Source organism: Azospirillum sp. TSH100 (assembly GCF_004923295.1).
In the GTDB taxonomy this organism is placed as follows: domain Bacteria; phylum Pseudomonadota; class Alphaproteobacteria; order Azospirillales; family Azospirillaceae; genus Azospirillum.
Genome location: NZ_CP039638.1, coordinates 549,366 through 575,435, shown reverse-complemented (window position 1 = coordinate 575,435; position 26,070 = coordinate 549,366). Strand labels below are relative to the sequence as shown.

The 26,070-nt window shown below is 68.6% G+C and carries 22 protein-coding genes; 12 read left to right on the top strand and 10 right to left on the bottom strand.

Annotation, left to right across the window (positions count from 1 at the left end):
* The first annotated feature begins 79 nt into the window (after positions 1 to 79).
* Together E6C72_RS28030 and E6C72_RS28025 are read left to right on the top strand one after the other, a co-directional pair.
* Positions 80 to 724, top strand: coding sequence for a TlpA disulfide reductase family protein (locus E6C72_RS28030; protein WP_247875511.1), 645 nt, complete (start codon positions 80 to 82; stop codon positions 722 to 724).
* A gap of 60 nt (positions 725 to 784) precedes the next feature.
* A complete protein-coding gene (locus E6C72_RS28025) occupies positions 785 to 1,543 on the top strand; it encodes a cyclic nucleotide-binding domain-containing protein (RefSeq protein ID WP_109084522.1) in 759 nt (252 codons plus the stop codon).
* 12 nt (positions 1,544 to 1,555) lie between these two features.
* Here the strand turns inward: E6C72_RS28025 and E6C72_RS28020 are convergent, their stop codons facing one another.
* The 3 genes from E6C72_RS28020 to hyi form a co-directional block, all read right to left on the bottom strand.
* A complete protein-coding gene (locus E6C72_RS28020) occupies positions 1,556 to 2,845 on the bottom strand; it encodes a glycerate kinase (protein WP_109084523.1) in 1,290 nt (429 codons plus the stop codon).
* Between the two features lie 105 nt (positions 2,846 to 2,950).
* Complete coding sequence (gene glxR, locus E6C72_RS28015) at positions 2,951 to 3,835, bottom strand: 2-hydroxy-3-oxopropionate reductase (protein ID WP_109084524.1); 885 nt, start codon at positions 3,833 to 3,835, stop codon at positions 2,951 to 2,953.
* A 36-nt stretch (positions 3,836 to 3,871) separates the two neighbouring features.
* Entirely contained in the window at positions 3,872 to 4,666 is a 795-nt protein-coding gene (gene hyi / locus E6C72_RS28010) for a hydroxypyruvate isomerase (protein ID WP_109084525.1), read from the bottom strand.
* Positions 4,667 to 4,953: 287 nt separating this feature from the next.
* Between hyi and E6C72_RS28005 the strand changes: the two genes are divergently transcribed.
* The 7 genes from E6C72_RS28005 (at position 4,954) to E6C72_RS27975 (ending at position 13,400) form a co-directional block, all read left to right on the top strand.
* Positions 4,954 to 6,999, top strand: coding sequence for an NADPH-dependent 2,4-dienoyl-CoA reductase (locus tag E6C72_RS28005; protein ID WP_109084526.1), 2,046 nt, complete (start codon positions 4,954 to 4,956; stop codon positions 6,997 to 6,999).
* A gap of 150 nt (positions 7,000 to 7,149) precedes the next feature.
* On the top strand, positions 7,150 to 7,989 hold the full coding sequence (locus tag E6C72_RS28000; RefSeq protein WP_109084527.1) for a GntR family transcriptional regulator: 840 nt from the start codon (positions 7,150 to 7,152) through the stop codon (positions 7,987 to 7,989).
* Positions 7,986 to 9,041 carry a Gfo/Idh/MocA family protein gene (locus E6C72_RS27995; RefSeq protein ID WP_109084528.1) on the top strand — a complete coding sequence of 352 codons (1,056 nt, stop codon included), beginning with the start codon at positions 7,986 to 7,988 and terminating at the stop codon, positions 9,039 to 9,041. Before E6C72_RS28000 ends, E6C72_RS27995 begins: the two co-directional genes overlap by 4 nt.
* 267 nt (positions 9,042 to 9,308) lie before the next feature.
* On the top strand, positions 9,309 to 9,947 hold the full coding sequence (locus E6C72_RS27990; RefSeq protein WP_109084529.1) for a TerC family protein: 639 nt from the start codon (positions 9,309 to 9,311) through the stop codon (positions 9,945 to 9,947).
* Between the two features lie 536 nt (positions 9,948 to 10,483).
* Positions 10,484 to 11,488, top strand: coding sequence for a TRAP transporter substrate-binding protein (locus E6C72_RS27985; protein ID WP_109084530.1), 1,005 nt, complete (start codon positions 10,484 to 10,486; stop codon positions 11,486 to 11,488).
* A 98-nt stretch (positions 11,489 to 11,586) separates the two neighbouring features.
* On the top strand, positions 11,587 to 12,126 hold the full coding sequence (locus E6C72_RS27980; protein WP_109084531.1) for a TRAP transporter small permease: 540 nt from the start codon (positions 11,587 to 11,589) through the stop codon (positions 12,124 to 12,126).
* Positions 12,117 to 13,400: a TRAP transporter large permease gene (locus E6C72_RS27975; protein ID WP_109084532.1), complete on the top strand. Its 1,284-nt coding sequence runs from the start codon at positions 12,117 to 12,119 to the stop codon at positions 13,398 to 13,400. The genes E6C72_RS27980 and E6C72_RS27975 overlap by 10 nt, the downstream gene beginning before the upstream one ends.
* 96 nt (positions 13,401 to 13,496) lie before the next feature.
* Here E6C72_RS27975 and E6C72_RS27970 read toward each other — a convergent pair whose 3' ends face one another.
* A complete protein-coding gene (locus E6C72_RS27970; RefSeq protein ID WP_109084535.1) occupies positions 13,497 to 14,492 on the bottom strand; it encodes an MDR family oxidoreductase in 996 nt (331 codons plus the stop codon).
* A gap of 371 nt (positions 14,493 to 14,863) precedes the next feature.
* Between E6C72_RS27970 and E6C72_RS27965 the strand changes: the two genes are divergently transcribed.
* Complete coding sequence (locus E6C72_RS27965) at positions 14,864 to 17,440, top strand: DUF4347 domain-containing protein (RefSeq protein WP_136700862.1); 2,577 nt, start codon at positions 14,864 to 14,866, stop codon at positions 17,438 to 17,440.
* A gap of 48 nt (positions 17,441 to 17,488) precedes the next feature.
* Here the strand turns inward: E6C72_RS27965 and hydA are convergent, their stop codons facing one another.
* The 5 genes from hydA to E6C72_RS27935 all read right to left on the bottom strand — a co-directional run bounded on the left by hydA (position 17,489) and on the right by E6C72_RS27935 (position 23,768).
* Entirely contained in the window at positions 17,489 to 18,931 is a 1,443-nt protein-coding gene (gene hydA, locus E6C72_RS27960; RefSeq protein WP_109085867.1) for a dihydropyrimidinase, read from the bottom strand.
* Positions 18,932 to 18,945: 14 nt separating this feature from the next.
* The gene (locus E6C72_RS27955; protein WP_109085868.1) at positions 18,946 to 19,656 is read right to left on the bottom strand and encodes a TetR/AcrR family transcriptional regulator; all 711 of its coding nucleotides are present in this window, start codon (positions 19,654 to 19,656) and stop codon (positions 18,946 to 18,948) included.
* 176 nt (positions 19,657 to 19,832) lie between these two features.
* On the bottom strand, positions 19,833 to 21,116 hold the full coding sequence (locus E6C72_RS27945) for a Zn-dependent hydrolase (protein WP_109085869.1): 1,284 nt from the start codon (positions 21,114 to 21,116) through the stop codon (positions 19,833 to 19,835).
* A 37-nt stretch (positions 21,117 to 21,153) separates the two neighbouring features.
* A complete protein-coding gene (preA, locus tag E6C72_RS27940; RefSeq protein ID WP_109085870.1) occupies positions 21,154 to 22,440 on the bottom strand; it encodes an NAD-dependent dihydropyrimidine dehydrogenase subunit PreA in 1,287 nt (428 codons plus the stop codon).
* Positions 22,441 to 22,457: 17 nt separating this feature from the next.
* On the bottom strand, positions 22,458 to 23,768 hold the full coding sequence (locus tag E6C72_RS27935) for an NAD(P)-dependent oxidoreductase (protein ID WP_109085871.1): 1,311 nt from the start codon (positions 23,766 to 23,768) through the stop codon (positions 22,458 to 22,460).
* Positions 23,769 to 24,112: 344 nt separating this feature from the next.
* Here E6C72_RS27935 and ogt point away from each other — a divergent pair, with 344 nt between their 5' ends.
* On the top strand, positions 24,113 to 24,658 hold the full coding sequence (gene ogt / locus E6C72_RS27930) for a methylated-DNA--[protein]-cysteine S-methyltransferase (protein ID WP_109085872.1): 546 nt from the start codon (positions 24,113 to 24,115) through the stop codon (positions 24,656 to 24,658).
* A gap of 7 nt (positions 24,659 to 24,665) precedes the next feature.
* Here the strand turns inward: ogt and bdcA are convergent, their stop codons facing one another.
* Positions 24,666 to 25,379, bottom strand: a complete 714-nt coding sequence (gene bdcA, locus E6C72_RS27925; protein ID WP_109085873.1) for an SDR family oxidoreductase — start codon at positions 25,377 to 25,379, stop codon at positions 24,666 to 24,668.
* A 73-nt stretch (positions 25,380 to 25,452) separates the two neighbouring features.
* On the opposite strand from bdcA, the gene E6C72_RS27920 reads away from it, so the two are divergent.
* Positions 25,453 to 26,055 (top strand): TetR/AcrR family transcriptional regulator, encoded by a 603-nt coding sequence (locus E6C72_RS27920; RefSeq protein ID WP_109085874.1) that lies wholly within the window; start codon positions 25,453 to 25,455, stop codon positions 26,053 to 26,055.
* Positions 26,056 to 26,070: the final 15 nt, after the last annotated feature.

The window sequence follows — 26,070 nt, the reverse complement described above, 5'->3', positions numbered from 1 at the left end:
ACCGGGGCATTCGGGTGAAGGGGAGCGAGGAAGCGTGAGTATGCGGACTTTGGCGGCTGTCGCAACGGTTTGTGTGTGCATGGCCGGGGCCGGCCTGTGGTGGAGCGCCGGCGCGGCGCCCAACCCTGGAGCCGGCGCGCCGGAGGTGGTGCGGCTGGGCGCGGCGGACGCCGCCGTTCCGGCCACGCCGGTGGCGTCCACCGGTGCCGACAAGCTGGAGAAGTTCAAGGGGGCGGAGCCGAAACCGATGCCGCCGCTGTCCTTCGTCGACGCCGAGGGGCGGCGGATCGATCTGGCCGATTTCAAGGACCGGGTGATCCTGCTGAACCTGTGGGCGACCTGGTGCGGCCCTTGCGTGAAGGAGATGCCGTCGCTCGACCGGCTCCAGGCCCAGCTGGGCGGCGACGCCTTCCAGGTGGTGGCGCTGTCGCTGGACCGCGGCGGGCGGACGGCGGTCGAGCCCTTCTACAAGAAGACGGGCGTGCAGAATCTTACGGTCTTCCTCGATCCGGGATCGGAGTCGATGAAGGCGCTGTCGTTGCGCGGGCTGCCCACCACCATCCTGGTCGATCCGGAGGGGCGCGAGCTTGGCCGGGTCGAAGGGGCGGTGGAGTGGGATTCGCCGGAGGTCGTCGCCTTCCTGCGCCAGTTTCTCGGCCATGGCGGCAATCGGGGCGGGGGACCGGCGCGTGACAGCGGCGGCGTGATGAAGACCCGAGGCTGACGATCCGGCGGGCTTGGGGTAGAGTGCGGCGATAACCGTCCGCCTGTCCTGAGCCGCCCAATGATGCAGTCCGCCTCCTCCGGTCCCAAGCGCCACACCATCGACCCCGGCATCGTGATGATGCGGCAGGGCGAGCGCGGCGACCGGGCGTGGCTGATCGAATCCGGAGAGCTGGAGGTGCTGCTGACCGCCGCGGACGGCAGCACCCGGCGGCTGGGGGTGGTCGGCAAGGGGGCGGTGGTCGGCGAAATGGCGCTGATCGACGACGGCGAGCGCAGCGCCACCGTGCGTGCGCTGACCGAGGTCGCCTGCATCGAGGTGACGCGGGACGCCTTTCGCGGTTTGCTGAAGCGCAGCCCGCCGCTGGCCTCCTACCTGTTGCAGAGCCTGATCGCCGCCATCCGCCGCGATTACGGCCTGCCGCCGACCGAACGGGTCGGCAATCCGGTGGATTTCCGCTCCACCAACTCGTTCCAGAAGGTGGTCGACCGCCGGATGATCCGCGAGGGACATGTCTTCTTCAGCCCCAACGAACCGGTGAACGCCGCCTATCTGATCCAGTCCGGCCGCGTGGCATTGCGCGCCGGCCGCGGCACTCTGGGCGAGGACATCGCCAGCTTCGGGCCGGGCAGCCTGTTCGGCGAGATCTATCTGCTGACCGGCAGGTTGCCTGACGTCACCGCCGTGGCGGTCAGCGGCGGCATCTGCGAGGTGATCGACCGCCACAGCTTCGAGGACGCGGTGTTGGCGATGCCGCCGATCCTGAAATCGCTGACGCGGATCTACATCTCGCAGCTGACCAAGGCGAAGGCGGGGTGAGCTTTCCGGCGGTCAGGCGCGGTCGATCACGATCACCCGGAAGTCGTTGACGTTGGTCCGCGTCGGGCCGGTCACCACCAGATCGCCCAGCGCCTTGAAGAAGCTGTAGCCGTCGTTGTTGGCGAGGAAGGCCTTGGCGTCGAGGCCCAGCGCCTCCGCCCGTTTCAGCGTGTCGGGACGCAGGATGGCGCCGGCATTGTCCTCCGTGCCGTCGATGCCGTCGGTGTCGAAGGCGGCGGCCGAGATGCCGGGATGGCCGTCGAGCGCCACCGCCAGCGCCAGCAGGAATTCGACGTTGCGGCCGCCGCGGCCCTGGCCGCGCACCGTTACCGTGGTCTCGCCGCCGGACAGGATCACGGCGGGCACCGGGGCCGGCTGGCCGTGGCGGGCGGCCTGCCGGGCGATGCCGGCATGGACCTTGGCGACCTCGCGCGATTCGCCCTCGATGGCGTCGCCCAGGATGACGGGGGTGTAGCCGCGGTCGCGGGCCAGCGCCGCCGCCGCCTCCAGCGCGTCCTGCGGGGTGGCGATGATGGTGGTCTCGGCGCCGGCCAGACGCGGGTCGCCGGGCTTCGGCGTCTCGTCCTTGGCGGCCTCCAGGAAGGCGGCCACTGCGGGCGGCGGGGTGATGCCGTATTTCGCCAGGATGGCGCGGGCGTCGGCGAAGCTGGTCGGGTCGGGGACGGTCGGGCCGCTGGCGATCACCGACGGGTCGTCGCCCGGCACGTCGGAGACCAGCAGCGAGACGACGCGGGCCGGATGGGCCATGGCGGCCAGCCGGCCGCCCTTCACCGCCGACAGATGCTTGCGCACGCAGTTCATCTCGCCGATGTCGGCGCCGCTCTTCAGCAGCGCCTTGGCGACGGCGCGCTTGTCCTCCAGCGTGATGCCGGGCGCCGGCAGGGCGAGCAGGGCGGAGCCGCCACCGGAAATCAGGCAGAGCACGAGGTCGTCGGCGGTCAGCCCCTGCACCATGTCGACGATCCGCCGTGCCGCCTCCTGCCCCGCGGCGTCGGGCACCGGGTGGCTGGCCTGCACCACCTCGATCCGCTCGGTCGGCAGGTCATGGTCGTAGCGGGTGACGACGAGGCCGGTCAGCGGCCCCGGCCAGTGGTTCTCCACCGTCTTCGCCATCGCCGCCGCCGCCTTGCCGGCGCCGATCACCACCGTGCGGCCCTTCGGCGGCTGCGGCAGGGCCGCCGGCAGCCGGGTCTCGGCGGTCACCGCGGTGAGCGCTGCCTGGAACAGGTCGTGGAGCAGGGCGTCGGCAGTCGGGGCGGCATTGGGGGCGGTGGCGGTCATGGTCGCTCGGGCGTCGTGGATGGCGGGGCGCTTAGAATGCACGCGAATGGTTGGCGGGCCAATGGTTCGGGTGGGGCGCCATCATGTGACGGCGCCCCCGACCCCTTACTTCGACCCGACCTCGTGCCTGGCCAGCAGTTCCAGCGCGCGGAGCATGCCGGAATGGTCCCAGGCCGCCCCGCCCTGCGCGGCGCAGGCGTTGAACAGCTGCTGGCAGCTGGCGGTGTGCGGCAACGACAGGTTCAGCGCCTTGGCGCCGCTCAGCGCCAGATTGAGATCCTTCTGGTGCAGCTCGATGCGGAAGCCGGGGGTGAAGTTGCGGTTGATCATCCGCTCGCCATGGACCTCCAGGATGCGCGACGAGGCGAAGCCGCCCATCAGCGCCTGACGGACCTTGGCCGGATCGGCGCCGGCCTTCGACGCGAACAGCAGGGCCTCGGCCACCGCCTCGATGGTCAGCGCGACGATGATCTGGTTGGCCACCTTGGTGGTCTGGCCGTCGCCGTTGCCGCCGACCAGCGTGATGTTCTTGCCCATCTTCTCGAACAGCGGCTTGACCGTGTCGAAGGCCTCCTGCGGGCCGCCGACCATGATGGTCAGCGAGGCGGCCTTGGCCCCGACCTCGCCGCCCGACACCGGCGCGTCGAGGTAGGAGCAGCCGAGATCGTTGATGCGCTTGGCGTATTCCTTGGTCTCGATCGGGGAGATCGAGGACATGTCGACCACGATCTTGCCCGCCGACAGGCCGGCGGCGACACCCGTCTCGCCGAACAGCGCGGCGCCGACATGGGGAGTGTCCGGCACCATGGTGATGATGACCTCGGCCGCCGCCGCGACCTCCGCGCCGCTCGGGCAGGGGATGGCGCCCTTGTCGGTCAGCTCGGCCGGGACCGGCTTGATGTCGTGGACATAGAGCGTGTGACCGGCGTCCAGCAGATGCCCCGCCATCGGGGTGCCCATGATGCCGAGACCGATGAAACCGACCTTCATGACAATAGTCCTTCTCTTTGAATGGATGGGGGCGTCTCAGGCGTGCGCCGGTTCGGTCCTGTAGGGGGCGAACCAGCCGAGCCCCTCGTCCGTCGTCGTCTTCGGCTTGTATTCGCAGCCGACCCAGCCGCTGTAGCCGATGGCGTCCAGATGCTTGAACAGGAAGGGATAGTTGATCTCGCCGGTGCCCGGTTCGAAGCGGCCGGGATTGTCGGCCAGCTGGACATGGGCGATGCGGGCGAGGTTGGCCTCGATCGTGCGGGCCAGATCGCCTTCCATGATCTGCATGTGGTAGATGTCGTACTGCACGTACAGATTGTTGGAACCGATCTTGGCGATCAGGTCCAGCGCTTGGCGGGTGCGGTTCAGGTAGAAGCCGGGGATGTCGCGGGTGTTGATCGGCTCGATCAGCAGCTTGATGCCGGCGCCGGCCAGCGCGTCGGCGGCATAGGCGAGGTTGGCGGTCAGGGTGCTCTCCGCCGTGGCGGCGTCGGCCCCTTGCGGCAGGATGCCGACGAGGCAGTTGACCTGCTTGCAGCCCAGCGTGCCGGCATAGTCGATGGCGCGGGCGACGCCGTCGCGGAACTCCTGCACGCGCTCGGGCAGGATGGCGATGCCGCGCTCGCCGCCGCCCCAGTTGCCGGCAGGCAGATTGTGCAGGACCTGGGTCAGCCCATGCCGGCGCAGCTTCTCGGCCAGCGCGTCGGCGGCGAAATCATAGGGGAACAGGTATTCGACCCCACGGAAGCCGGCATCGGCCGCCGCGGCGAATCGATCGAGGAAGGGATGCTCGTTGTAGAGCATCGTCAGATTGGCGGCGAATTGCACCATGACCGAACTCCGGGTTACGCGACTTGGCCGCCGGGGATGGAGGGGCGGCCCTTGGGTTGGGAGCTTGACCGCCGCGCAGGCCCTTGAGCCAGTTCGCCGAACGGCTTTTTCACACAGCGGAAAGCGGGGCGCGCGAACGATCGGGGCACCGAAAGGCGCTGGCGGATGCAGCGGAACCAGATTGACGCTTACGTCACCCTGAATTAGGATTCGCACCGCCAATCATCAGTTTGCCCAGCGCCGCCAGAAGCGCGGGTCCGACAACCGGAGGACGTTTGCCCGTGATTATGCCCGGCTCCCAGCCCTACCCGCATCTGCTGGCCCCGCTCGACCTCGGCTTCACGGTGCTGAAGAACCGGGTGCTGATGGGGTCGATGCACACCGGGCTGGAGGACCGGCGCCGCCACTTCCCGCGGCTGGCCGCCTATTTCGCCGAGCGGGCGCGCGGCGGGGTCGGGCTGATGGTGACCGGCGGCTTCTCGCCGAATGTGGAGGGCTGGCTGTCGCCCTTCGGCTCCACCCTGGCGCGGCATGGGGCGGCGCGGGCGCATCGGGTCATCACCGACGCGGTGCATGCCGAAGACGGCAGGATCGCGCTGCAGATCCTGCATGCCGGGCGCTATGCCTACAGCCCGCTGTCGGTGGCGCCGTCGCGCATCAAGTCGCCGATCACCCCCTTCACCCCGCGCGCCCTGACCGCGCGGGGGGTGGAGCGCCAGATCCGCGCCTATGTCCGCTGCGCCGAGCTGGCGCGCGAGGCCGGCTATGACGGGGTCGAGGTGATGGGGTCGGAAGGCTACCTGATCAACCAGTTCCTGGTCACCCACACCAACCGGCGCACCGACAAATGGGGCGGCTCCTACGAGAACCGCATGCGCTTTCCGGTGGAGATCGTGTCGCGCATGCGCGAGGCGGTCGGGCGCGACTTCATCATCATCTACCGCCTGTCGATGCTGGACCTGATCCCCGACGGCAGCACATGGGAGGAGGTGGTGCAGCTGGCCCAGGCCATCGAGCGGGCGGGGGCCACCATCATCAACACCGGCATCGGCTGGCACGAGGCGCGGGTGCCGACCATCGCCACCAGCGTGCCGCGCGCCAATTTCGCCTGGGTGACGGGCAAGCTGAAGGACGCGGTGTCGATTCCGCTCTGTACCACCAACCGCATCAACACGCCGGAGGTCGGCGACGCGGTGATCGGAGAGGGGCTGGCCGACATGGTGTCGATGGCGCGGCCCTTCCTGGCCGACCCGGATTTCGTCGCCAAGGCGGCGGCGGGCCGGGCGGCGGCGATCAACAGCTGCATCGCCTGCAACCAGGCCTGCCTGGACCATATCTTCTCCGGCAAGACGGCGAGCTGCCTGGTCAACCCGCGCGCCTGCCACGAGACGGAACTGGTGATTACCCCGGCCAGACAGCGCAAGCGCGTCGCCGTGGTCGGCGCCGGGCCGGCCGGGCTTGCCTGCGCCACGACGGCGGCGGAGCGCGGGCACGAGGTTCACCTGTTCGACGCGGCGGATGAGATCGGCGGCCAGTTCAACATGGCGAAGCGGATCCCCGGCAAGGAGGAGTTCCACGAGACGCTGCGCTATTTCCGTCACCGGCTGGCGGAAACCGGGGTGGCGCTGCATCTGGGACGGCGGGTGGGCGCCGATGACCTGACCGGGGCCGGCTATGACGCGGTGGTGCTGGCGACCGGGGTGGTGCCGCGCGACCCGAAGATCCCAGGCCAGGATCATCCCAAGGTGCTGACCTACATCGATGTGCTGCGCGGCGCCAAGCCGGTCGGCCGCCGCGTCGCCGTGGTGGGGGCCGGCGGCATCGGCTTCGACGTCAGCGAATTTCTGGTGCATGAGGGGACGTCGCCCAGCCAGGATCCAGCGCTGTGGCGGGCGGAATGGGGGGTGGCCGATCCGGCCGCGGCGCGTGGCGGCGTCGCCGGCATCCGCCCGCATTTGACGCCGCCGGCCCGTGAGGTCGTGCTGCTCCAGCGCAAGGCGAGCAAGCCCGGCGCCGGCCTGGGCAAGACCACCGGCTGGATCCACCGGGCGCAGCTGAAGATGAAGAACATCCAGGCGCTGTCCGGCGTGAATTACGAGCGCATCGACGACGAGGGGCTGACCATCAGCTTCGGCGAGAAGCGCGAGCGGGTGCAGACGCTGGCGGTGGACAGCATCGTGCTGTGCACCGGCCAGGAGCCGTTGCGCGATCTTTACGCCCCGCTGGAGGCCGCGGGCATCGCCGTCCACCTGATCGGCGGCGCCGACGTCGCGGCCGAACTGGACGCCAAGCGCGCCATCGCCCAGGGAACGAAGCTGGCGGCGGGACTCTAGGAGGGCGCTCGCGCTCTCCTCCCACATCCATGACGGGAGTGAGGGCGCCTTTGTCACACCCCGATCCGGACGGGGGATGAGGAAATCGCTTGCCGCGCTAGCTGATATATTAGTATTCTGAGGCATGTGCTTCTGAGGAGGCTGGACGCCATGCCATCGGGCAACCCGCCGGCCAAAACCGGTTCCATCGCGGCACCCCCATCATCGACGCCGCCAAGTCTCCCGGCAAAGACCGCCGCGCTGCTGAGCCGCCCGCCGGCGCGCCGGGACATGCGGCGCGGTCCGACCGCGGCCGACGCCATCCACCGCGACCTGCGGGCGGAGATCGTGTCGCTGAAACGCAAGCCGGGCGAGCCGATCGCCGAAAAGCAGATCGCCGAGGCCTATGGCGTCAGCCGCACCCCGGTGCGCGAGGCGGTGCTGCGGCTGGCCGACGAGGGGCTGATCGAGATCTTCCCGCAATCCGGCACCTTCGTCGCCCGCATTCCGCTGGGCGCCCTGCCGGAAGCCGGCGTGATCCGCAAGGTGCTGGAGCGGGCGACCGTGCGCTTCGCCGCCGAACGGGCCAGCCGCAGCCAGATCGCCGCACTGCGCGCCTGCCTGGAACATCAGCGCGAGGTCGATGCGGTGGGCGATGCCGACGGCTTCCATCAGGCGGACGAGGCCTTCCACGCCCAGATCACCGAGATGGCGGGATATCCCGGCTTCTGGGCGATCATCCAGCAGGCCAAGGTCCAGCTCGACCGTTGCCGCCGCCTGACCCTGCCGGTCCCCGGCCGCATGCGCACGGTCATCGCCGAGCATGAGGCCATCGTTGAGGCGATCGCCGGCCATGACCCCGATCAGGCCGAACAGAGTCTGGTGCGCCATCTCGACAATTTGCAGATCACGGTGGACGACGTGCGCAACGCGGCACCGCTCTATTTCTCGGGCAGCCTGACCGCCGATATCGCTGCCGACGTGGCCTCCCTGGACGGAGCGCTTCGATGACCGGTTCCCGCCGCCGCATCGGCGTCATCGGCCTCGGCATGGCATCGGCGCCCCATGCGCAGAGCCTGATCGATCTGGCCGGCCGGGTGGAGGTGGCGGGCTGCTTCAGCCCGTCGGCCGCGCGCCGCGCCGCCTTCGCCGCCCGCCATGGCCTGCCGGTGGTCGACCGGCTGGAAAGCCTGCTGGAGGATCCGTCCCTGTCGGCCGTCCTGCTGCTGACGCCGCCCGACAGCCATGCCGCCTTGGTGGCGCGCTGTGCCGCCGCCGGCAAGCATGTGCTGCTGGAGAAGCCGCTGGACGCCACGCCGGAGGGCGCACGGGCGGTGGTCTCCGCGATGGAGAAGGCCGGGCTGACGCTGGGTGTGGTGTTGCAGCACCGTTTCCGCGCCTCGGTCGAACGGCTGGCGGCGCTGATGCGCGACGGCACGCTGGGCCGGCCGCTGACCGCCGCGGTGTCGGTGCGCTGGTGGCGCGACAATGCCTATTACGCCCAGCCCGGCCGCGGCATGAAGGCGCGCGACGGCGGCGGCGTGTTGCTCACCCAGGCGATCCACACGCTGGACGCCTTTGTCGGCCTCGTTGGCCTGCCGGATCGGGTTGCCGGCTTCGCCGCCACCAGCGCCCTGCGCAAGTCGGACCCGGCTGTGGGCATGGACACGGAGGATATGGTCGCCGTCGCCCTCAGCTATGGCAACGGCATGCTGGCGACCGTGAACGCCACCACCGCCGTCTATCCGGGATATCCCGAGCGGATCGAGATCGCCGGAACCGGCGGCTCCGCCGTGCTGGCCGGCGACCGGCTGGAGGTGCAGCTGGTCAATGGCGAGCACATCGTTGCCGGCGAGGACGGCGCCACGCTGGGCGGCGGGGCCGACCCGATGGCCTTCTCCCACCAGCATCACCGCGCGGTGCTGTCCGATTTCCTCGACGCGCTGGACGAAGGACGCCGGCCGCGGGTGGACGGGCGCGAGGCGCTGAAGGTGCACCGGCTGATCGAAGCGATGCTGGAAGCATCGGGCAGCGGCGGAAGCGTGGAGGTGGCGGCGCCCTGATCCCTGTCATCGACCGGAGTTCCGCAGGCCGGAATCACAGCCTTGCGCAATCCACCGCTTTGGCGTAAAGCGCCAGAACCAGGCCGGGCCCCTCTGGCAACCCTCACCGGTTGCGATGTCGGACTGGGAACATCAGGAGCGGCCCGCGCCTCTTGCCCCTGACCGGCGCATCCCGTCCGACGCCTTCGGCGCGGTCCCGCCGGTCATCAGAAGACCCTGCGCGGCCTCTCCTCCCACACTGATCGTGATGCGAGGACTCGTGCCCAAATGATGGAACTCTTCACCACCGAGGCGCTGATCGCGCTGCTCCAGGTCATCATGATCGATCTGGTGCTGGCCGGCGACAACGCCATCGTCATCGGTCTGGCCGCCGCCGGTCTGCCGAAGGAGCAGCGCGGCAAGGCGATCCTGATCGGCATCCTGGCCGCCACCGTGCTGCGCATCGCCTTCGCGGCGGTCACCACCCAGCTTCTCCAGGTCATCGGGCTGCTGCTGGCCGGCGGCGTGCTGCTGCTGTGGGTGTGCTGGAAGATGTGGCGCGAGCTGCGCCAGTCCCAGGAGGAGGACGAGGCGGTCGAGGCGCTGGAGAACGATGACGCCGCCGCCGCAGGTCCGCGCAAGACGCTGGGGCAGGCGGTCTGGCAGATCGTCGTCGCCGACGTGTCGATGTCGCTCGACAACGTGCTGGCCGTCGCCGGGGCGGCGCGCGAGCATCTGGGGGTGCTGGTCATCGGCCTGACCCTGTCCATCGCCCTGATGGGCCTCGCCGCCAGCCTGATCGCCCGCATCCTGCACAAGCACCGCTGGCTGGCCTATGTCGGCCTCGCCATCATCCTCTATGTCGCCCTGCACATGATCTATCGCGGCGCCCTGGAGGTGTGGCCCCTGGTGAATGGTCACGCCTGAACAGTTACGCCTTAACGGCCGAAAGCGGCTGGTCGTCGCATCTGAACGAATGGGGGGAAGGCTGCGGCGAAGGCTGGGGCCGAATGTCGCACCCGCCCCCCTGCGGCGATCCGTGCGCTGGCTGAAACCCGCCGCGGCGGTCACTTTGTCCCTCTCCCCGCAATCCTGAACAGATCAAAGTCCGAACGGTAGTTGCCGCTTTGAACTTTCAGGGTTGCGCGCAGATTGATATACTAATATCCTAAGTGCCGTGAACAGGGGGCCGCGCAAGGCAAGCCGGGGGGCTTGAGCGAGGACAGGAACGCGGGCGTGGCCGTATCGGCCGTGCATGATGCCCGGTTGCGCGCCGCGCCATCGCAGCGCTGCGAAAACCGGCCGCCGCTGCGTCCGATCTTCGATGCCTTGCCTGCCGCCGGTCCACACTTCGTCCAGTGGGGTGCAGGCGGCCCGTGGCCCGCCGGTCAACCAGGCAACACCAGAACAAGAGAGGAGACGGGCCGCATCAGGCTCCGTCCCCGCCATCAGGAGGAGAACCTATGAAGTTTTCGCTCACTTCGGTCCGCACCGCGCTGCTGGCCGCCTGTGCCGTCTGCGGCATCCTGGCCGCTCCCGTCCTGTCGGCGCCGGCCGCCGCCCGCGATTTCCGCTCCGCCGACATCCACCCGACCGACTACCCGACCGTCGAGGCGGTGCGCTATGTCGGCAAGCTGGTGGCCGAGCGCAGCAACGGCAAGCTGGGCATCAAGGTGTTCCCGAACGGCGCGCTCGGCACCGAGAAGGACACCATCGAGCAGCTGAAGATCGGCGCGCTGGAGATGATGCGCATCAACGTGGCGCCGCTGAACAACGTGGTGCCGGAGACGATGGTCACCGCGCTGCCCTTCATCTTCCGCGACACCGGCCACATGCGCCGCGTGCTGGACGGCCCGATCGGCGACGAGATCCTGGCGGCGATGGAAAGCCAGGGCATGATCGGTCTGGCCTTCTACGACAGCGGCTCGCGCAGCATGTATTCGGCGGCCAAGCCCTACAAGACGCTGGCCGACATGAAGGGCGCCAAGATCCGCGTCCAGCAGTCCGACCTGTTCGTCGCCATGATCCAGGCGCTGGGCGCCAACGCCACGCCGATGCCCTTCGGCGAGGTCTACACCGCGCTGAAGACCGGCATCGTCGATGCCGCCGAGAACAACTACCCGTCCTACGAGTCCTCCCGCCACTTCGAGGCGGCCAAGTACTTCACCCTGACCGAACACGCGATGGCGCCGGAAGTGCTGGTCTTCTCCAAGGTCGCCTGGGACCGCCTGTCGAAGGACGATCAGGCCACCATCCGCAAGGCCGCCAAGGACTCCGTTCCCTACATGCGCAAGCTGTGGGACGAGCGCGAGCTGAAGTCGAAGGAGATCGTGACCCAGGCCGGCGCCCAGATCGTCGAGGTTCCGAACAAACAGGAATTCATCGACGCCATGAAGCCGGTCTACGCCCAGTTCGCGAACACGCCGAAGCTGCAGAGCCTCGTCCAGCGCGTCCAGGAAACCAAGTAACGACCTTTCCGTAACGCCAAGAACAAGGCGGCGCGCGGCCTCGTCCCGTCAGGGGCGGACCGCGCATCGCCGGGGTCTCAGGAGTGGGGAGCCGCAGCATGGATATCGAGCTGCAAGCAATGGACGTCAGCCCGCCGCATGCGACCGGCTGGCTGACCCGCATGAATGCGGTGCTGGCCAAGACCGGCATGTATGCCGCCATCATCGGTTTGATGATGATCGTGTGCGTCGTCTTCTATCAGGTGTTCGGCCGCTATGTGCTGAACAGCTCGCCGACCTGGGCGGAAAGCCTGGCGATCGTGCTGGTGCTCTACGTCACGCTGATCGGTGCCGCCGTCGGCGTCCGCGACGCCGGGCATATCGGGCTGGAATCGCTGCTGGTGATGCTGTCGGACAGCGCGCGCCGCAAGATGGACATCCTGATCTACGCCCTGGTCGGCATCTTCGGCGGCTGCATGGCCTACAACGGCTGGATCCTCGGCAGCTCGGTCGCCTCCTACACCATCCCGAACCTTCACGTCTCCGAAGCCGTGCGCTATGTGCCGCTGGTGCTGTCGGGCGTCCTGATCGTTCTCTTCTCCATCGAGCATATCGTCGCCATCGTGCGCGGCGAGGAGGTCAAGCCGTCATGGAACTGACCATCCTGACCATCACCTTCTTCGGCTTCCTCATCCTCGGCATTCCGGTCGCCTTCGCCATCGGCCTGTCGGCGCTCTGCACCATCCTCTATGAAGGCCTGCCCGTCGCGGTGGTCTTCCAGCAGATGATGTCGGGCATGAACGTCTTCTCGTTCCTGGCCATTCCCTTCTTCGTCTTCTCCGGCGAGCTGATGCTGCACGGCGGCGTCGCCGACAAGATCGTGACCGCGGCCAAGAGCATGGTCGGCCACATCCGCGGCGGGCTCGGCATGTCCAACGTGGTGGCCTGCACCCTGTTCGGCGGCGTCGCCGGATCGCCGGTCGCCGACGTGTCGGCCATGGGCGCCGTGATGATCCCGATGATGAAGCGGGAAGGCTACCACGCCGACTACGCGGTCAACGTCACCACCCACGCCGCCCTGGTCGGCGCGCTGATGCCGACCAGCCACAACATGATCATCTACGCGCTGGCCGCCGGCGGCAAGGCGTCGATCGGGGCGCTGATCGCCGCGGGGCTGATGCCGGCGCTGCTGCTGATGGTCTGCAACCTGGGGGCCGCCTATTACGTCGCGGTGAAGCGCGGCTATCCCAAGGGGACCTTCCCCGGCTGGGACATCCTGGCGCATTCCTTCGCCGCCGCGGCGCCCGGCCTGCTGATCGTCGTCATCATCCTGGCCGGCATCACCACCGGCGTGTTCACCGCCACCGAGTCGGCCTCGGTCGCCGTGATCTACGCGCTGCTGCTGACCACCTTCGTCTACCGCACGCTGAGCTGGGAGAAGTTCCTGGCCGCCGCCGCCAAGACGGTGAAGACCACCGGCGTGGTGCTGCTGCTGATCGGCGTGTCGACGATGTTCCAGTACCTCATGGGTCTCTACGAGGTGGCGGACATGACCGGCGAGCTGCTGGCCGGCGTGTCGACCAACCCGCTGATGATCTTCCTGCTGATCAACATCATCCTGTTCCTGCTGGGCACCTTCATGGACATGGCCAGCACCATCCTGATCTGCACGCCGATCTTCCTGCCGATCGCCATGCAGTACGGCATGGATCCGGTGCAGTTCGGCATCGTCATGCTGATAAACTGCGCCCTTGGCCTGAACACTCCGCCGGTCGGCACCACCCAGTTCATCGGCTGTGCCATCGGCGGCGTGTCGGTGGGCGAGGTGATGCGCTCCATCACGCCCTTCTACGGGGCGCTGTTCGTGGCGCTGCTGCTGGTCACCTATGTCCCGGCCTTCTCGCTGTGGCTGCCGCGCATGCTGATGCACTGAGACAAGGCCGGGAAACGGGCGGCGCTCCCGCACCCCTGAACGACTTCTCTCCTGGACTGGGCCATCGGGGGCTTCCCGATGGCCCATTTTTTTGCGTCAGGTCGTCAGGTCCAGCACCACCCGGCCGCGGATCCGTCCGGCCAGGATGCGTTCGCCCAGTGCCGGCAGATTGCCGAAGGGATGGACCTCGTACATCGAGGCGAGATGGCCGGGGTCGAGGTCGCGGGCCAGCCGCGCCCAGGCCGATGCGCGGCGGTCGGCCGGCGCCATCACCGAATCGATGCCGATCAGTGCCACGCTGCGCAGGATGTGCGGCAGCACCGTGCCCGGCAGGTCCGACGAACCGGCCAGCCCGCAGGCGGCCACGGCACCGCCCCAGACGGTCTGGGACAGCGCGTTGACCAGCGTGATGCCGCCGACCGAATCGACCCCGCCGGCCCAGCGCTCCTTCTGCAGTGGCGGCCCCTTTTCCAGCAGGGCGGCGCGGTCAATGAGGCCGGTGGCGCCCAGACCGCGCAGATAGTCGTGCGTCTCCGGCCGCCCGGTGGAAGCGGTGACGGCATAACCGCGCTTCGCCAGCAAGGCGACCGCAACCGAACCAACGCCCCCGGCGGCCCCGGTGACCAGAACCTCGCCTCTGCCCGGTGCGATGGTGCCCCAGCGTTCCAGCGCGTCGACGCACAGTGCCGCGGTATAGCCGGCAGTGCCGATGCCCATCGCCTGTTCCGGCGTGAAGACGTCGGGCAGGCGGGTCAGCCAGTCCGGCTTCACCCGCTGGTAGCGGCTGTAGCCGCCCCACTGGGTTTCCGACAGGCCCCAGCCGTTGACCACCACCCGGTCGCCGGCTTTCCAGTCCGGAGAGCGCGACTCGACCACCGTGCCGGCGAGGTCGATCCCCGCCACCATCGGCAGCTTGCGGGCGATCTTCGCCTTCCCGCTGACGGCGAGGCCGTCCTTGTAGTTCACCGTGGAGTGGGAGACCTCGACCAGCACCTCGTGGTCGGGCAGGTCCGACAGCGACAGGGTGGTGAAGGACCCTTTGAGCTTGCCGCCGTCGTCGGCGATGACGAAGGCGGGGAAGGCGTCGGGCATGGGCATGGCGGGCGCACTCCGTTGCGATGTGGGATTCGGAAAACGATGTGCCGTATTGAGATATAGGTCAAACAAATTAATGAATGCGCCCCGGTCCCCGTTCTAACCACGAATTGGAGGTAGTTTCCGGCAGGCCTCCCCTGTTGGGGAAAAAGAGAGGCAAGCCGCTGCAACAACGATGGCCGGCTGGATGGTGTCGAAATCGAAAGGAACCGTACTGCTTTCGCCGCGACGGAGAAAAAAGCTCTCCCGGGCGGAGTGGATGCTTCCCAAGGAATGATGGGCTTATTGGATGTTGTTCGGTGGATATGATCCCGTACATCACAGAACGCGCAAAACGATTTCCAACAACTCCCCAGAAAGGGGTTTCCATGCACGGGATCATTCTTGCCGACGCCGCTCTGGCCGACATCGATGCGCTGATCGGCCGGCACGCGCCGGACGTGATGGTGGTCCGGGTCGCCGCTGATGAGGACGCCCTGGGCCTGCTGGCCGACGCGCTGGAGGCCGCCCGCGACGCCGGCCCGGCGGCGGTCCACCTGATCGCCCATGGCGCGCCCGGTGTGGTGAAGCTGGGGGCGACGCCGCTCGACACCAGCGCCCTGTTCGACCGCCGCTGGCCCGATGCGACCGGCTGCGAGATCCTGATCCACGCCTGCGATGTCGGCGCCGGCCACAACGGCCGCCGCTTCGTCGAGCGTCTGGCCGCCGTCACCGGCGCGCGCGTCGCCGCGGCCAGCCACCCGGTGGGCAATCCAGGTGGCTTGGCCGACCAGGGCGCGTCCTGGGATCTCGACGTGGTGACCGGCCCGATCCTCGCGGCCCGCCCGTTCGCCGGGGCGGAGGCCTGGCCGCACCGGCTCGGCTACAGCGGCACCGCCACCAGCGGCAACGACACGCTGATCGGCGACAACGGCGGCAACACCATCAACGGGCTGGCCGGCAACGACAGCATCGTCGGCGGCACCGGCAACGACAGCCTGATCGGCGGGCTGGGCGACGACACGCTGGTCGGCGGCGGCAACAGCGGTCAGGCGGCCGGCGACACCATGAATGGCGGTCTGGGCGCCGACCATTATGTCGGCGGCAGCGGCTTCAACATCGTCACCTACGAGAACGCCACCACCGGCATCACGCTGGATCTGACCAACGGCGCCAACAACACCGGCGAGGCGGCCGGCGATACCTTCGTCGATATCCAGCGCTGGGTCGGGTCGGAGCATGCCGACAGCCTGACCGCCGGCGACACCGCCGTCTGGTTCTGGGGCCATGGCGGCAACGACCTGGAGCATGGCGGGGCCGGCAACGACACGCTGGAGGCCGGCGACGGCAACGACACCGTCTTCGGCGGCGGCGGCAACGACCTGATGTACGGCCGCGCCGACAACGACCAGCTTCACGGCGAACTCGGCAACGACACGGTGGCCGGCGGCGGCGGGGCCGATCTGATCTATGGCGATGCCGGCAACGACCTGCTGAAGGGTGATTGGGAGCGCGACACCGTCTATGGCGGCGACGGCGACGACACCATCCTCGCCGGCATCGTCAGCTCGGGCAGTTATGCCCAGACGCAGAACGATCTGATCTATGGCGATGCCGGCAACGACCGCTACATCGTGGTCAGCCAGTACGATGCCGGCACCGTCAGCTTCGACGGCGGCGCCGGCACCGACACGCTGGAGCTGCGGTCGGACAATCTGACCAGCTACAACGGCTACAATCTGGAATATTACACCGACGTCGCCTCGCCGAAGATCGACATCAGCGGCATGACGCTGACCAGCGTCGAGACGCTGGCCCTGACCGGCAGCCAGCGCCACACCGTCACGATGACGGCGGCCCAGGGCAACGGCTTCGGCAGCATCACCGGCGCCACCACCGGCGACGCCTTCGCCATTGTCGGCGCGTCACTGTCCGGACCGGTCGGCAGCGGCAACGGCAGCACGCTGACCGCCGGCCATGTCCAGGCGGAGACGGTGAACGGCGTCACGCTGGTCCATGTCGGGCTCGACGCCACCGCCGGGTCGGACCTGACGCTGCGCATTGCCGGCAGCTTTGCCGCGTCCAGCATCAGCCTGTCCGGCAACACCATCACGCTGGGCCAGGGTGGCGGTTCGACCGGCGGCGGCGATACCGGCGGCGGCACCGGAGGCGGGACGGGCAGCACCGGCGGCCAGACGCTGACCGGCACCGACGGCCGCGACTATCTGGCCGGCGGCAGCGGCAACGACACCATCATCAGCAACGCCGGCAACGATTACATGACTGGCGGCGGCGGCAGCGACAGCTTCGTCTTCAAGCCGGGCGACGGCTGGGACTATATCGGCGACTTCCAGGCCGGCAGCGGCGGTGACGTGCTGAACGTCGCGGGCTGGAGCGGGTTCAAGGACTTCGCCTCGGTGATGGCCGTCACCGTGCAGGACGGCGCCAACACCGTCGTGAATTTCGACAACAACAACAGCGCCATCCTGGCCAACGTCAACCGCAGCAGCCTGACCGCCGCCAATTTCTCCTTCACCGCGACCACCGGCAGCACGGGCGGGGGCACCGGCGGCTCCACTGGCGGCTCGACCGGCGGCACGCCGGGCCAGACCATCACCGGCACCTCGGCCGGCGAGTATCTGGCCGGCGGCAGCGGCAACGACACGATCACCGGCAATGCCGGCAACGACTACATGATCGGCGGCGCCGGGCGCGACACCTTCGTCCAGCATGCCAGCGACGGCTGGGACTGCATCGGCGACTTCCAGGCCGGCAGCGGCGGCGACGTGATCGACATCCGCAGCATCAGCGGCTTCACCAGCCTGAACGACGTGCTGACCCACTCGACCCAGGACGGCGCCGACCTGTCGATCGACCTCGGCGCCTTCAACTCGATCAAGCTGATGGGCGTCGACCGCAGCAGCCTGACGTCGGAGAACTTCCTGTTCGCCAGCTCGGTGGGGTGATTGGAGGGAAAGCTCCCTCTCCCGGGACGGGAGAGGGAGCTTTTCTGCTTACCGCTCCACCGCCACCGGGACGTTCAGGGCGTTGCGCTTCGACACCGCCTCGTAGACCGGCGGGAAGGCGGGGCGGTTGATGTAACGGCCGGCGCCGCGCACCGCGCGGCTCTCGCCCAGCGCGTGGACGATGCGGCCCTGGCTCAGCGTGTAGGCCGGGGTGCCGGTGACGGTCATGCCCTCGAAGATGTTCAGGCCCACCTTCTGCATCTGGGTCTTGGCCGAGATGGTCCTGGTCGCCTTCGGATCCCACACCACGAGATCGGCGTCGGCCCCGATGCTGACCGAACCCTTGCGCGGGTAGAGGTTGAAGATCTTGGCGGCGTTGGCGGAGGTGACGGCGACGAACTCGTTCATCGTCAGCCGGCCGGTGTTGACGCCGTGGGTCCACAGCGCCGTCATGCGGTCCTCGATGCCGGCGGTGCCGTTCGGGATCTTGGTGAAGTCGTTGCGGCCCATCGCCTTCTGCTCCGCGCAGAAGCAGCAATGGTCGGTGGCGGTGGTGTGCAGGTGCCCGGCCTGCAGGCCACGCCACAGGGCATCCTGATGCTCCTTCGGGCGGAAGGGCGGGCTCATGACGTGGCCGGCGGCGAAGTCCCAGTCGGGGTTGCGGTAGACCCCGTCGTCGATCAGCAGATGGCCGGCCAGCACCTCGCCGAACACGCGCTGGCCGTCGTTCTGGCCGCGTTCGATGGCGGCCAGCGCCTCCTTGGCCGAGACATGGACGATGTAGACCGGAACGCCGAACACCTTCGCCACCTGGATGGCGCGGTTGGCGGCCTCGCCCTCCACCTCCGGCGGGCGGGAGAGCGGATGGGCCTCGGGTCCGGTCAGGCCCTGGGCCAGCAGCTTCTTCTGGAGCTGGAAGACCAGCTCGCCGTTCTCGGCATGGACGGTGGGGATGGCGCCCAACTCCAGGCAGCGCTGGAAGCTGTTCACCAGCGTCTCGTCATCGGCCATGATGGCGTTCTTGTAGGCCATGAAATGCTTGAAGCTGTTCACGCCATGGTCGGCCACCAGCGTGCCCATGTCCTGCCGCACGCTCTCGTCCCACCAGGTGACGGCGACGTGGAAGCTGTAGTCGCCGGCCGCCTTCTCCGCCCAGCCGCGCCAGGTGTGATAGGCCTCCATCAGGCTCTGCTTGGGGTTGGGGATGACGAAGTCGATGATCATCGTCGTCCCCCCGGCAAAGCCGGCGGCGGTGCCGCTGAAGAAATCCTCCGTCGTCACCGTGCCCATGAAGGGCAGTTCCATGTGGGTGTGCGGATCGATGCCGCCGGGCATGACGTAGCAGCCGCCGGCATCCACCACCTCGGCCCCCGCCGGCACGTCCAGTTTCTCGCCCACCGCGGTGATGATGCCGTCCTGGCAGAGGACGTCGGCGCGGCGGGTATGCTCGGCGGTGACGACGGTGCCGCCGCGGATCAGGATGGTGGACATGCTCGGGCGCTCCCTCAGGAAATGGATGGGACGGAGTGGTCGGGCGTTTCGGACAGGTCGGGTTCGGCCATCTGCGGCTCTGGCAGGCCGGCGGCGCGCAGCACCATGCGCAGGACTTCGACCGTCATGGTTGCGAAGTCCTGGCGGGTCAGGCTGCGGCGGCCCAGCACCTTGCGGATCTGGACGTCGAAGTCGGCGTAATGCTGGGTCACCGCCCAGATCATGAACAGGAACTGGCGGGCATCCACCGGCGCCATGCGGCCGGCGGCGACCCAGCCGTCGATGACGCCTGCCTTGGCGTCGACCAGCGCTTTCAGGTCTTCGGCCAGGAAACGGTCTACCTGGGTGCCGCCATGCAGGATCTCGTTGGCGAAGACCTTGGAGGCGTGCGGGCGGCTGCGCGAGACCTCCATCTTGGCGGTGACATAGGCGGTCAGCGTCGCCGCCGGATCGGCGTCGGGGGTGAAGGAGGCGATCGGCGCCAGCCACATCCGCAGGATATTGTCGAGCACCGCGCGGTAGAGATCGTCCTTGGTGCCGAAATAGTAATGCAGGTTGGCCTTGGGCAGGCCGGCCCGCTCGGCGATGTCGGCCATGGTGGCGCCGGCGAAGCCGGCCTCGGCGAAGACGCGTTCGGCCGCCTTCAGGATGCGCTCGACGTTCTCACGCCGGATGCGGCCCTGGGGCTGGGTGGAGTCTGCTGTGTCGGCAGCCGGTCGCGCCATCGCTTTCGTAACCACTCGTTCATTGCCGGGACTGGTCCCCTCTCCCCCCGCTCACGCGCAAACTTCGTTTGCGCTGACGCGACAGGCGGACCATAGGTCCGCCGATAGCGGGGAGAGGGTCAGGGTGAGGGGGATGCGTTGCGGGATCTTTGTGGAAACCCTGCCGCGCCTCCCCCTCACCCAACCCTCTCCCCGGGGGGGAGAGGGCTAGCTTCGGCCATCGCATTCGCGCGGTCGAGCACGGCGTGCAGCAGCACCTCGCAGCCGGCGGTCGACCATTCAGGGGTCGTCTCCTCGACCTCGTTGTGGCTGATGCCGTCGATGCAGGGGATGAAGACCATGCCTGTCGGCGCGACCTTGGACAGGTAACAGGCGTCGTGGCCGGCGCCCGACACGATGTCGCGGAAGCTGTGGCCGGTGCGCTCCACCCCCTTGCGGACGGCGGCGACGCAGTTCTCGTCGAACCTGATCGGGGCGTAGTACCAGATCTGCTTGAAGTCGCTCTCCAGCCCGATCTCGCCGGCGATGCGCTCCACCTCGACGCGCAGCTCGCCATCCATGGCGGCGAGGATGGCATCGTCCGGGTGGCGGAAATCGACGGTGAAGAAGACGCGGCCGGGGATGACGTTGCGGCTGTTGGGGTGGATCTGCATCAGACCCACCGTGGCGCAGGCGAGCGGGCCGTATTTCATGCCGATGCGGTTGACCGCATCCACCACGCGGGCGGCGCCCAGCAGGGCGTCCTTGCGGCGGACCATCGGGGTCGGGCCGGCATGGGCCTCCTGGCCGGTGAAGGTGATCTCGTACCAGCGCTGGCCCTGACAGTCGGTGACGACGCCGATGGTCTTGCCCTCGGCCTCCAGGATCGGCCCCTGCTCGATGTGGGCCTCGAAATAGGCGCCGACCTTGCGGCCCCCCACCTCCCGGTCGCCGGCATAGCCGATGCGGGCCAATTCCTCGCCCATCGTCTTGCCGTCGAGGTCGGCGCGCGACAGGCCGTACTCCAGGTCGAACACCCCGGCGAAGACGCCGGACGACACCATGGCCGGGGCGAAGCGCGAGCCCTCCTCGTTGGTCCAGACCGCGACCTCCACCGGGGCCTCGGTGACGTAGTTCATGTCGTTCAGGCTGCGCACCACCTCCAGCCCGGCCAGCACGCCATAGACGCCGTCATACTTGCCGCCGGTCGGCTGGCTGTCGAGATGGCTGCCCATGATGACCGGGGGCAGGCTGTCGTCGCGGCCGGGGCGGCGGGCGAAGATGTTGCCCATCCTGTCGACGGAGACCGTGCAGCCGGCCTCCTCGCACCAGCGCACGAACAGGTCGCGGCCCTGTTTGTCGAGGTCGGTCAGCGCCAGCCGGCACACGCCGCCCTTGGGCGTGGCGCCGATCTGCGCCATGTCCATCAGGCTCTGCCACAGGCGCGAGCCGTTCACGGCGACATTCTGCGGGGTGGACATGTTGCTCTCTCCTGAACGTCGTTGTCGTGCAGCGTTCTTATTCGGCGGCGGCTTCTGGGACGCGCATCGGGTTGCGGGCGTCGTTGGGCCAGGTGACGTAGGGCAGGTCGGTCTGCTCCGGCACCATGGTGATGCAGTCCGGCACCGGGCAGACATGGCTGCACAGGTTGCAGCCGACGCACTCCTCGTTGACCACGGTGAAGACGCGGCGGCCCTCTCCCTGGTCGATGCGGATCGCCTGGTGCGAGGTGTCCTCGCAGACGATGTGGCAGCGGCCGCAATCGATGCACAAGGCGGGGTCGATCACCGCCTTGGTCGAGAAGTTCATGTTCAGGTCGTTCCAGTTGACGACGTTGCGCACCGCCCGCCCGCTCAACTCGTCCAGCGTCCGGTATCCCTTCCCGTCCATCCAGTTGGACAGGCCGCCGATCATGTCCTCGACGATCTTGAAGCCGTAGGTCATGGCGGCGGTGCAGACCTGCACGTTGGTGGCGCCCAGCGCCAGGAACTCCGCCGCGTCGCGCCATGTGGTGATGCCGCCGATGCCGCTGACCGGCATGCCATGCGTGTCGGGGTTGCGGGCGATCTCCGCCACCATGTTCAGCGCGATGGGCTTTACCGCCGGGCCGCAATAGCCGCCGTGGCTGCCCTTGCCGTCGACCACCGGAGTCGGGGCCATGGCGTCGAGGTCCACCGCGACGATGGAGTTCACCGTGTTGATCAGCGAGATGGCGTCGGCGCCGCCGCGCCTGGCCGCTTCCGCCGACCACAGGATGTTGGTGATGTTCGGGGTCAGCTTGACGATCACCGGCAGATTGACGGCGTTCTTCACCCAGCGGGTGACCTGCTCCACCATCTCCGGCACCTGACCGATGGCGGAGCCCATGCCGCGCTCGCACATGCCGTGCGGGCAGCCGAGGTTGAGTTCCAGCCCGTCGGCCGCCCCGGTCTCGGCGATGCGGCGGGCGAGACCGGCCCAGGCCGATTCCGTCATGGTGGCCATCAGCGAGACGACCATGGCGCGGTCGGGCCAGTCGCGCTTGACCTCGATGATCTCCTGCAAATTCACGGCGAGCGGCCGGTCGGAGATCAGCTCGATGTTGTTGAAGCCGATCATCCGGCGGTCGGTGTCGAGATGCGCGCCATAGCGGCTGGAGACGTTGACCACCGGCGGGTCCTCGCCCAGCGTCTTCCACACCACGCCGCCCCAGCCCGCCTTGAAGGCGCGGACGACGTTGTAGGCCTTGTCGGTCGGCGGGGCGGAGGCCAGCCAGAAGGGGTTGGGGGAGCGGATGCCGGCGATGGTGCTGCGAAGATCGGCCATGATGTGGCTCCCTTTCCTCAGGCGGTCAGGTGGCTGTGGATGGCGAGGGCGGCGAGCTTGCCGTCCTGCACGGACTGGACCGTCAGATCCTCGCCCGTCGCGACGCAATCGCCGCCGGCCCAGACCTTGGCAAGCGTCGTGCGGTAGGCGCTGTCGATGGCGATCTTGCCGCCGGTGATTTCCAGCCCGGACAGGGCATCGGCCGACAGCTTTTGCCCCACCGCCTTCAGCACCATGTCGGCCTGGAGGGTGAAGGTCTCGCCGGTGCCGGACAGCTTGCCGTCGGTCAGGCGGGTGCGCTCGAAGGTGATGGTGGTGTCGCCGATCTCTTTCGGCGCGGCGAAGGTCTTGAGGACGACGCCCTCGGTCTGGGCCAGCTCCTGCTCCCAGCCGGTGGCGCCCATCTGGGCGCGGCCGCGGCGGTAGACCAGGGTAACGTCCTCGGCACCCAGGCGCTTGGCCTGGATGGCGGCGTCCACCGCGGTGTTTCCGCCGCCGATCACCACGACGCTGCGCCCCACCGCCGGCGGCTGGCCGGGGAGGGCCTGACGGACGCGCTCGATGAAGGCGGTCGCGTCCTCGACGCCCGCGCGCTCCTCGCCGGGGATGCCGAGGCGGTTGTTGGACCCCAGGCCGACGCCGAGGAAGACGGCATCGAAGTCGGCGCGCAGGCTGTGGAGCGACAGGTCGGCGCCCAGCCTGCGGCCATGCTCCACGCTGATGCCGCCGACGCCGAGGATGAAGGCGACTTCGCGCTGGGCGAAATCGTCGGCCATCTTGTAGGGGGCGAGGCCGTATTCGTTGAGGCCGCCGGACTTCGCCTTCGCCTCGAACACCGTCACCTCATGGCCGAGGGTGGCGAGGCGGTGGGCGCAGGACAGGCCCGCCGGACCGGCGCCGACCACGGCGACGCGCTTGCCGGTGGCGGCGGCGCGGGCGAAGGGGTGGGCCGGTTCGCCGTCAATGAGACGGTCGGTGGCGTGGCGTTGCAGCCGGCCGATGGCGACGGGGCGGTCCTCCGCCCGGTTGCGGACGCAGGACTGTTCGCACAGCGTCTCGGTCGGGCAGACGCGGCCGCAGGTGCCGCCCATGATGTTCTCCGACAGGATCGTCGTCGCGGCCCCCTTCAGGTTGCCGGTGGCGATCGAGCGGATGAAGGCCGGAATGTCGATGCCGGTCGGACAGGCCTTGATGCAGGGAGCGTCGTAGCAGAACAGGCAGCGGTTCGACTCGGCCAGCGCCTGCACCGGCGTCATCGCCGGGGTCAGGTCGGTGTAGGGCGAGGCGCGGTCATCTTCGGCGGTGGCAAGCGTAGCGATCAGGGTCATGGCGGATGGCTTCCCTTCGGTCGCAGAGCGGCGTGTCTACCGAAGCATCAGCAACCCGCGTGCCAAGAGAACCAACCAGCACTGCCAACGGCGTTGGGCGGCGGAAAAGCTGACTGTTCGGTCAAGAACTGACGGTATGGACAGGCATGGGCACATCATGCCAGCCATGCTGATTGCACGCAACTCAGCCTTTTGGCGCCTCTTTTCGCGGCGATACGCAAGAAACGCATGGGAATTCGCAAGCGCGGAAACAGGAAATTGCGTTGTATCAAAGGGTTGCGTTGGAGGTGCGCTGCCTTCAAATTTGGCAGCGCACCTATGCGACCGGGATAGGGGGTGCCGTGATGTCCGCCGTCTCCAGACTGCTGATCGACCGCACCGCGACGCCCATCGGCGAGTTGATCGTGGTGGCGGATGAAGACGGCGCCCTGCGCGCCATCGACTGGACCGACCATGAGGACCGGCTGCACCGGCTGCTGCGCCTGCACCATCCCGGCGGCTACGAACTGCGCCTGTCCCGTGATCCGGGCGGGTTCACTCGGGCGATGGATGCCTATTTCGCGGGCGAGCTTGCGGTGATCGACCGGCTGCCGGTGCGCACCGGCGGGACGCCGTTCCAACGGGCGGTGTGGGCGGCGCTGCGCGGGATCCCCTGTGGCGGCACCGTCAGCTATCGCGAGCTTGCCGTGCTGGCCGGGCGGCCGGCGGCGGTGCGGGCGGCGGGGCATGCCAATGGCGCCAACCCGGTCGGCATCGTCGTGCCCTGTCACCGGGTGATCGGATCGGATGGAACGCTGACCGGCTATGGCGGCGGGATGGAGCGCAAGCGCTGGCTGCTGGCCCATGAAGGGGCGTTCCGACCGGACCGCCCCTTCGGCCTCTTCCATTGATTCGCCGTCAGGCGCCGAAGCCGCCGTCGATGGTCTGGAACGAGCCGGTGATCATCGCGGCATGCGGGCCGGCGACATAGGCGGTCAGTTCGGCGACCTCGTCGGCGTCGATGTGGCGCTTGATCGCCATGAAGCCGTGCATGGCGGGCGCCATCGGGCCGTCGGCCGGGTTCATGTCGCTGTGGGTCGGACCCGGCTGGATCGCGTTCACGGTGATGCCGCGGTCGCCGAAATCGCGGGCGAGGCCGCGCACCATGCCCTGGACCGCCGATTTGGTCAGGGCATAGGCGGCCCCGCCGGCAAACGGCATGCGGTCGCCGTTGACCGAGCCGATGACGATGATGCGCCCGCCGTCATTCATGCGCCGGGCCGCTTCGACCGCCGCGTGGTAGGGCGCGCGGACGTTGATGTCGATCATCCGGTCGACGGCGTCGGGATCGAAGGTCAGCGGATCGCCGAGGATCGCCGTGCCGGCATTGACGACCAGCACGTCCAGCGCGCCGCGGTCGGCCACCGTGGCGATCAGGGCGTCGCGGTCGGCGCTGTCGGTTTGGATGGCCTCCGCGCCGGTTTCGGCGGCCAGCGCCTCGGCGGCGTCCTTCGACCCGGCATAGGTGAAGGCGACCGCACCGCCGGCCTTGGCGAAGCGGCGGACGATGGCCTTGCCGATGCCGCGGCTGCCGCCGAGGACCAGGATCTTGCGGCCGGTGAACTCACCCATGATGTGCTCCTTGAGAAAATGTAGTGAGCGCTATATAAATGCGGGCGAGGGATTTGCGCAAGGAGAAAATATAGTGGTCGCTACAGAATCCTCCGGATCGCGGGGACGGCGGCGGTCCTTCGACGTGGACGAGGCGGTCGAGACCGCGATGAGGCTGTTCCACGCGCGCGGCTACGACGCCGTGGGCGTCGCCGAACTGGGCACCGAACTGGGGATCAAGCCGCCGAGCTTCTATGCGGCCTTCGGCAGCAAGGCCGGGCTGTTCGAGCGGGCGCTTCAGCGCTATGCGGCGGGGGAGGCCAACATCTTCGCCCGGGCGCGGGCGGAGGGCGGCGGCGTGGCTGAGGTGATCGAACGCACGCTGCTGCTGGCGGCGCGCCTCTATCCGGAGCGCAACGGCGTGGCCGGCTGCCTCGTGCTCGACGGCGCGCGCAACAGCGCCGATGCGGAGGCCTGTGCGCTGGCCGGGGCGATGCGCAAGGCCGGCGTGTCGGCGATCCGCGACTTCATCGCCGGGGAGGCGCCGGAGCGGGCCGACACGCTGGCGGATTTCGTGACGATGACGATGCGGGGAATGTCGGCGGCGGCGCGTGACGGCGCGGACGAGGCGGCGCTCACCGCCGTCGCGCAGATGGCGGGCCGTGCCTTCCGCCGCGAACTGGCGGCGGAAGGCTGATATGTCGGCTTGAAA

What these genes read in the sequence shown, in the direction of transcription:
- E6C72_RS27955 (WP_109085868.1), bottom strand. Translation starts at nt 19,656, where the DNA reads ATGGCGCGACCGGCTGCCGACACAGCAGACTCCACCCAGCCCCAGGGC.
- E6C72_RS28005 (WP_109084526.1), top strand. Translation starts at nt 4,954, where the DNA reads ATGCCCGGCTCCCAGCCCTACCCGCATCTGCTGGCCCCGCTCGACCTC.
- ogt (WP_109085872.1), top strand. Translation starts at nt 24,113, where the DNA reads ATGTCCGCCGTCTCCAGACTGCTGATCGACCGCACCGCGACGCCCATC.
- E6C72_RS27995 (WP_109084528.1), top strand. Translation starts at nt 7,986, where the DNA reads ATGACCGGTTCCCGCCGCCGCATCGGCGTCATCGGCCTCGGCATGGCA.
- E6C72_RS27935 (WP_109085871.1), bottom strand. Translation starts at nt 23,768, where the DNA reads ATGACCCTGATCGCTACGCTTGCCACCGCCGAAGATGACCGCGCCTCG.
- bdcA (WP_109085873.1), bottom strand. Translation starts at nt 25,379, where the DNA reads ATGGGTGAGTTCACCGGCCGCAAGATCCTGGTCCTCGGCGGCAGCCGC.
- E6C72_RS27965 (WP_136700862.1), top strand. Translation starts at nt 14,864, where the DNA reads ATGCACGGGATCATTCTTGCCGACGCCGCTCTGGCCGACATCGATGCG.
- E6C72_RS27975 (WP_109084532.1), top strand. Translation starts at nt 12,117, where the DNA reads ATGGAACTGACCATCCTGACCATCACCTTCTTCGGCTTCCTCATCCTC.
- E6C72_RS28000 (WP_109084527.1), top strand. Translation starts at nt 7,150, where the DNA reads ATGCCATCGGGCAACCCGCCGGCCAAAACCGGTTCCATCGCGGCACCC.
- E6C72_RS28030 (WP_247875511.1), top strand. Translation starts at nt 80, where the DNA reads ATGGCCGGGGCCGGCCTGTGGTGGAGCGCCGGCGCGGCGCCCAACCCT.
- E6C72_RS27945 (WP_109085869.1), bottom strand. Translation starts at nt 21,116, where the DNA reads ATGTCCACCCCGCAGAATGTCGCCGTGAACGGCTCGCGCCTGTGGCAG.
- preA (WP_109085870.1), bottom strand. Translation starts at nt 22,440, where the DNA reads ATGGCCGATCTTCGCAGCACCATCGCCGGCATCCGCTCCCCCAACCCC.
- hyi (WP_109084525.1), bottom strand. Translation starts at nt 4,666, where the DNA reads ATGGTGCAATTCGCCGCCAATCTGACGATGCTCTACAACGAGCATCCC.
- glxR (WP_109084524.1), bottom strand. Translation starts at nt 3,835, where the DNA reads ATGAAGGTCGGTTTCATCGGTCTCGGCATCATGGGCACCCCGATGGCG.
- E6C72_RS27980 (WP_109084531.1), top strand. Translation starts at nt 11,587, where the DNA reads ATGGATATCGAGCTGCAAGCAATGGACGTCAGCCCGCCGCATGCGACC.
- E6C72_RS28020 (WP_109084523.1), bottom strand. Translation starts at nt 2,845, where the DNA reads ATGACCGCCACCGCCCCCAATGCCGCCCCGACTGCCGACGCCCTGCTC.
- E6C72_RS27970 (WP_109084535.1), bottom strand. Translation starts at nt 14,492, where the DNA reads ATGCCCGACGCCTTCCCCGCCTTCGTCATCGCCGACGACGGCGGCAAG.
- E6C72_RS27990 (WP_109084529.1), top strand. Translation starts at nt 9,309, where the DNA reads ATGATGGAACTCTTCACCACCGAGGCGCTGATCGCGCTGCTCCAGGTC.
- E6C72_RS27985 (WP_109084530.1), top strand. Translation starts at nt 10,484, where the DNA reads ATGAAGTTTTCGCTCACTTCGGTCCGCACCGCGCTGCTGGCCGCCTGT.
- E6C72_RS28025 (WP_109084522.1), top strand. Translation starts at nt 785, where the DNA reads ATGATGCAGTCCGCCTCCTCCGGTCCCAAGCGCCACACCATCGACCCC.
- hydA (WP_109085867.1), bottom strand. Translation starts at nt 18,931, where the DNA reads ATGTCCACCATCCTGATCCGCGGCGGCACCGTCGTCACCGCCGAGCAT.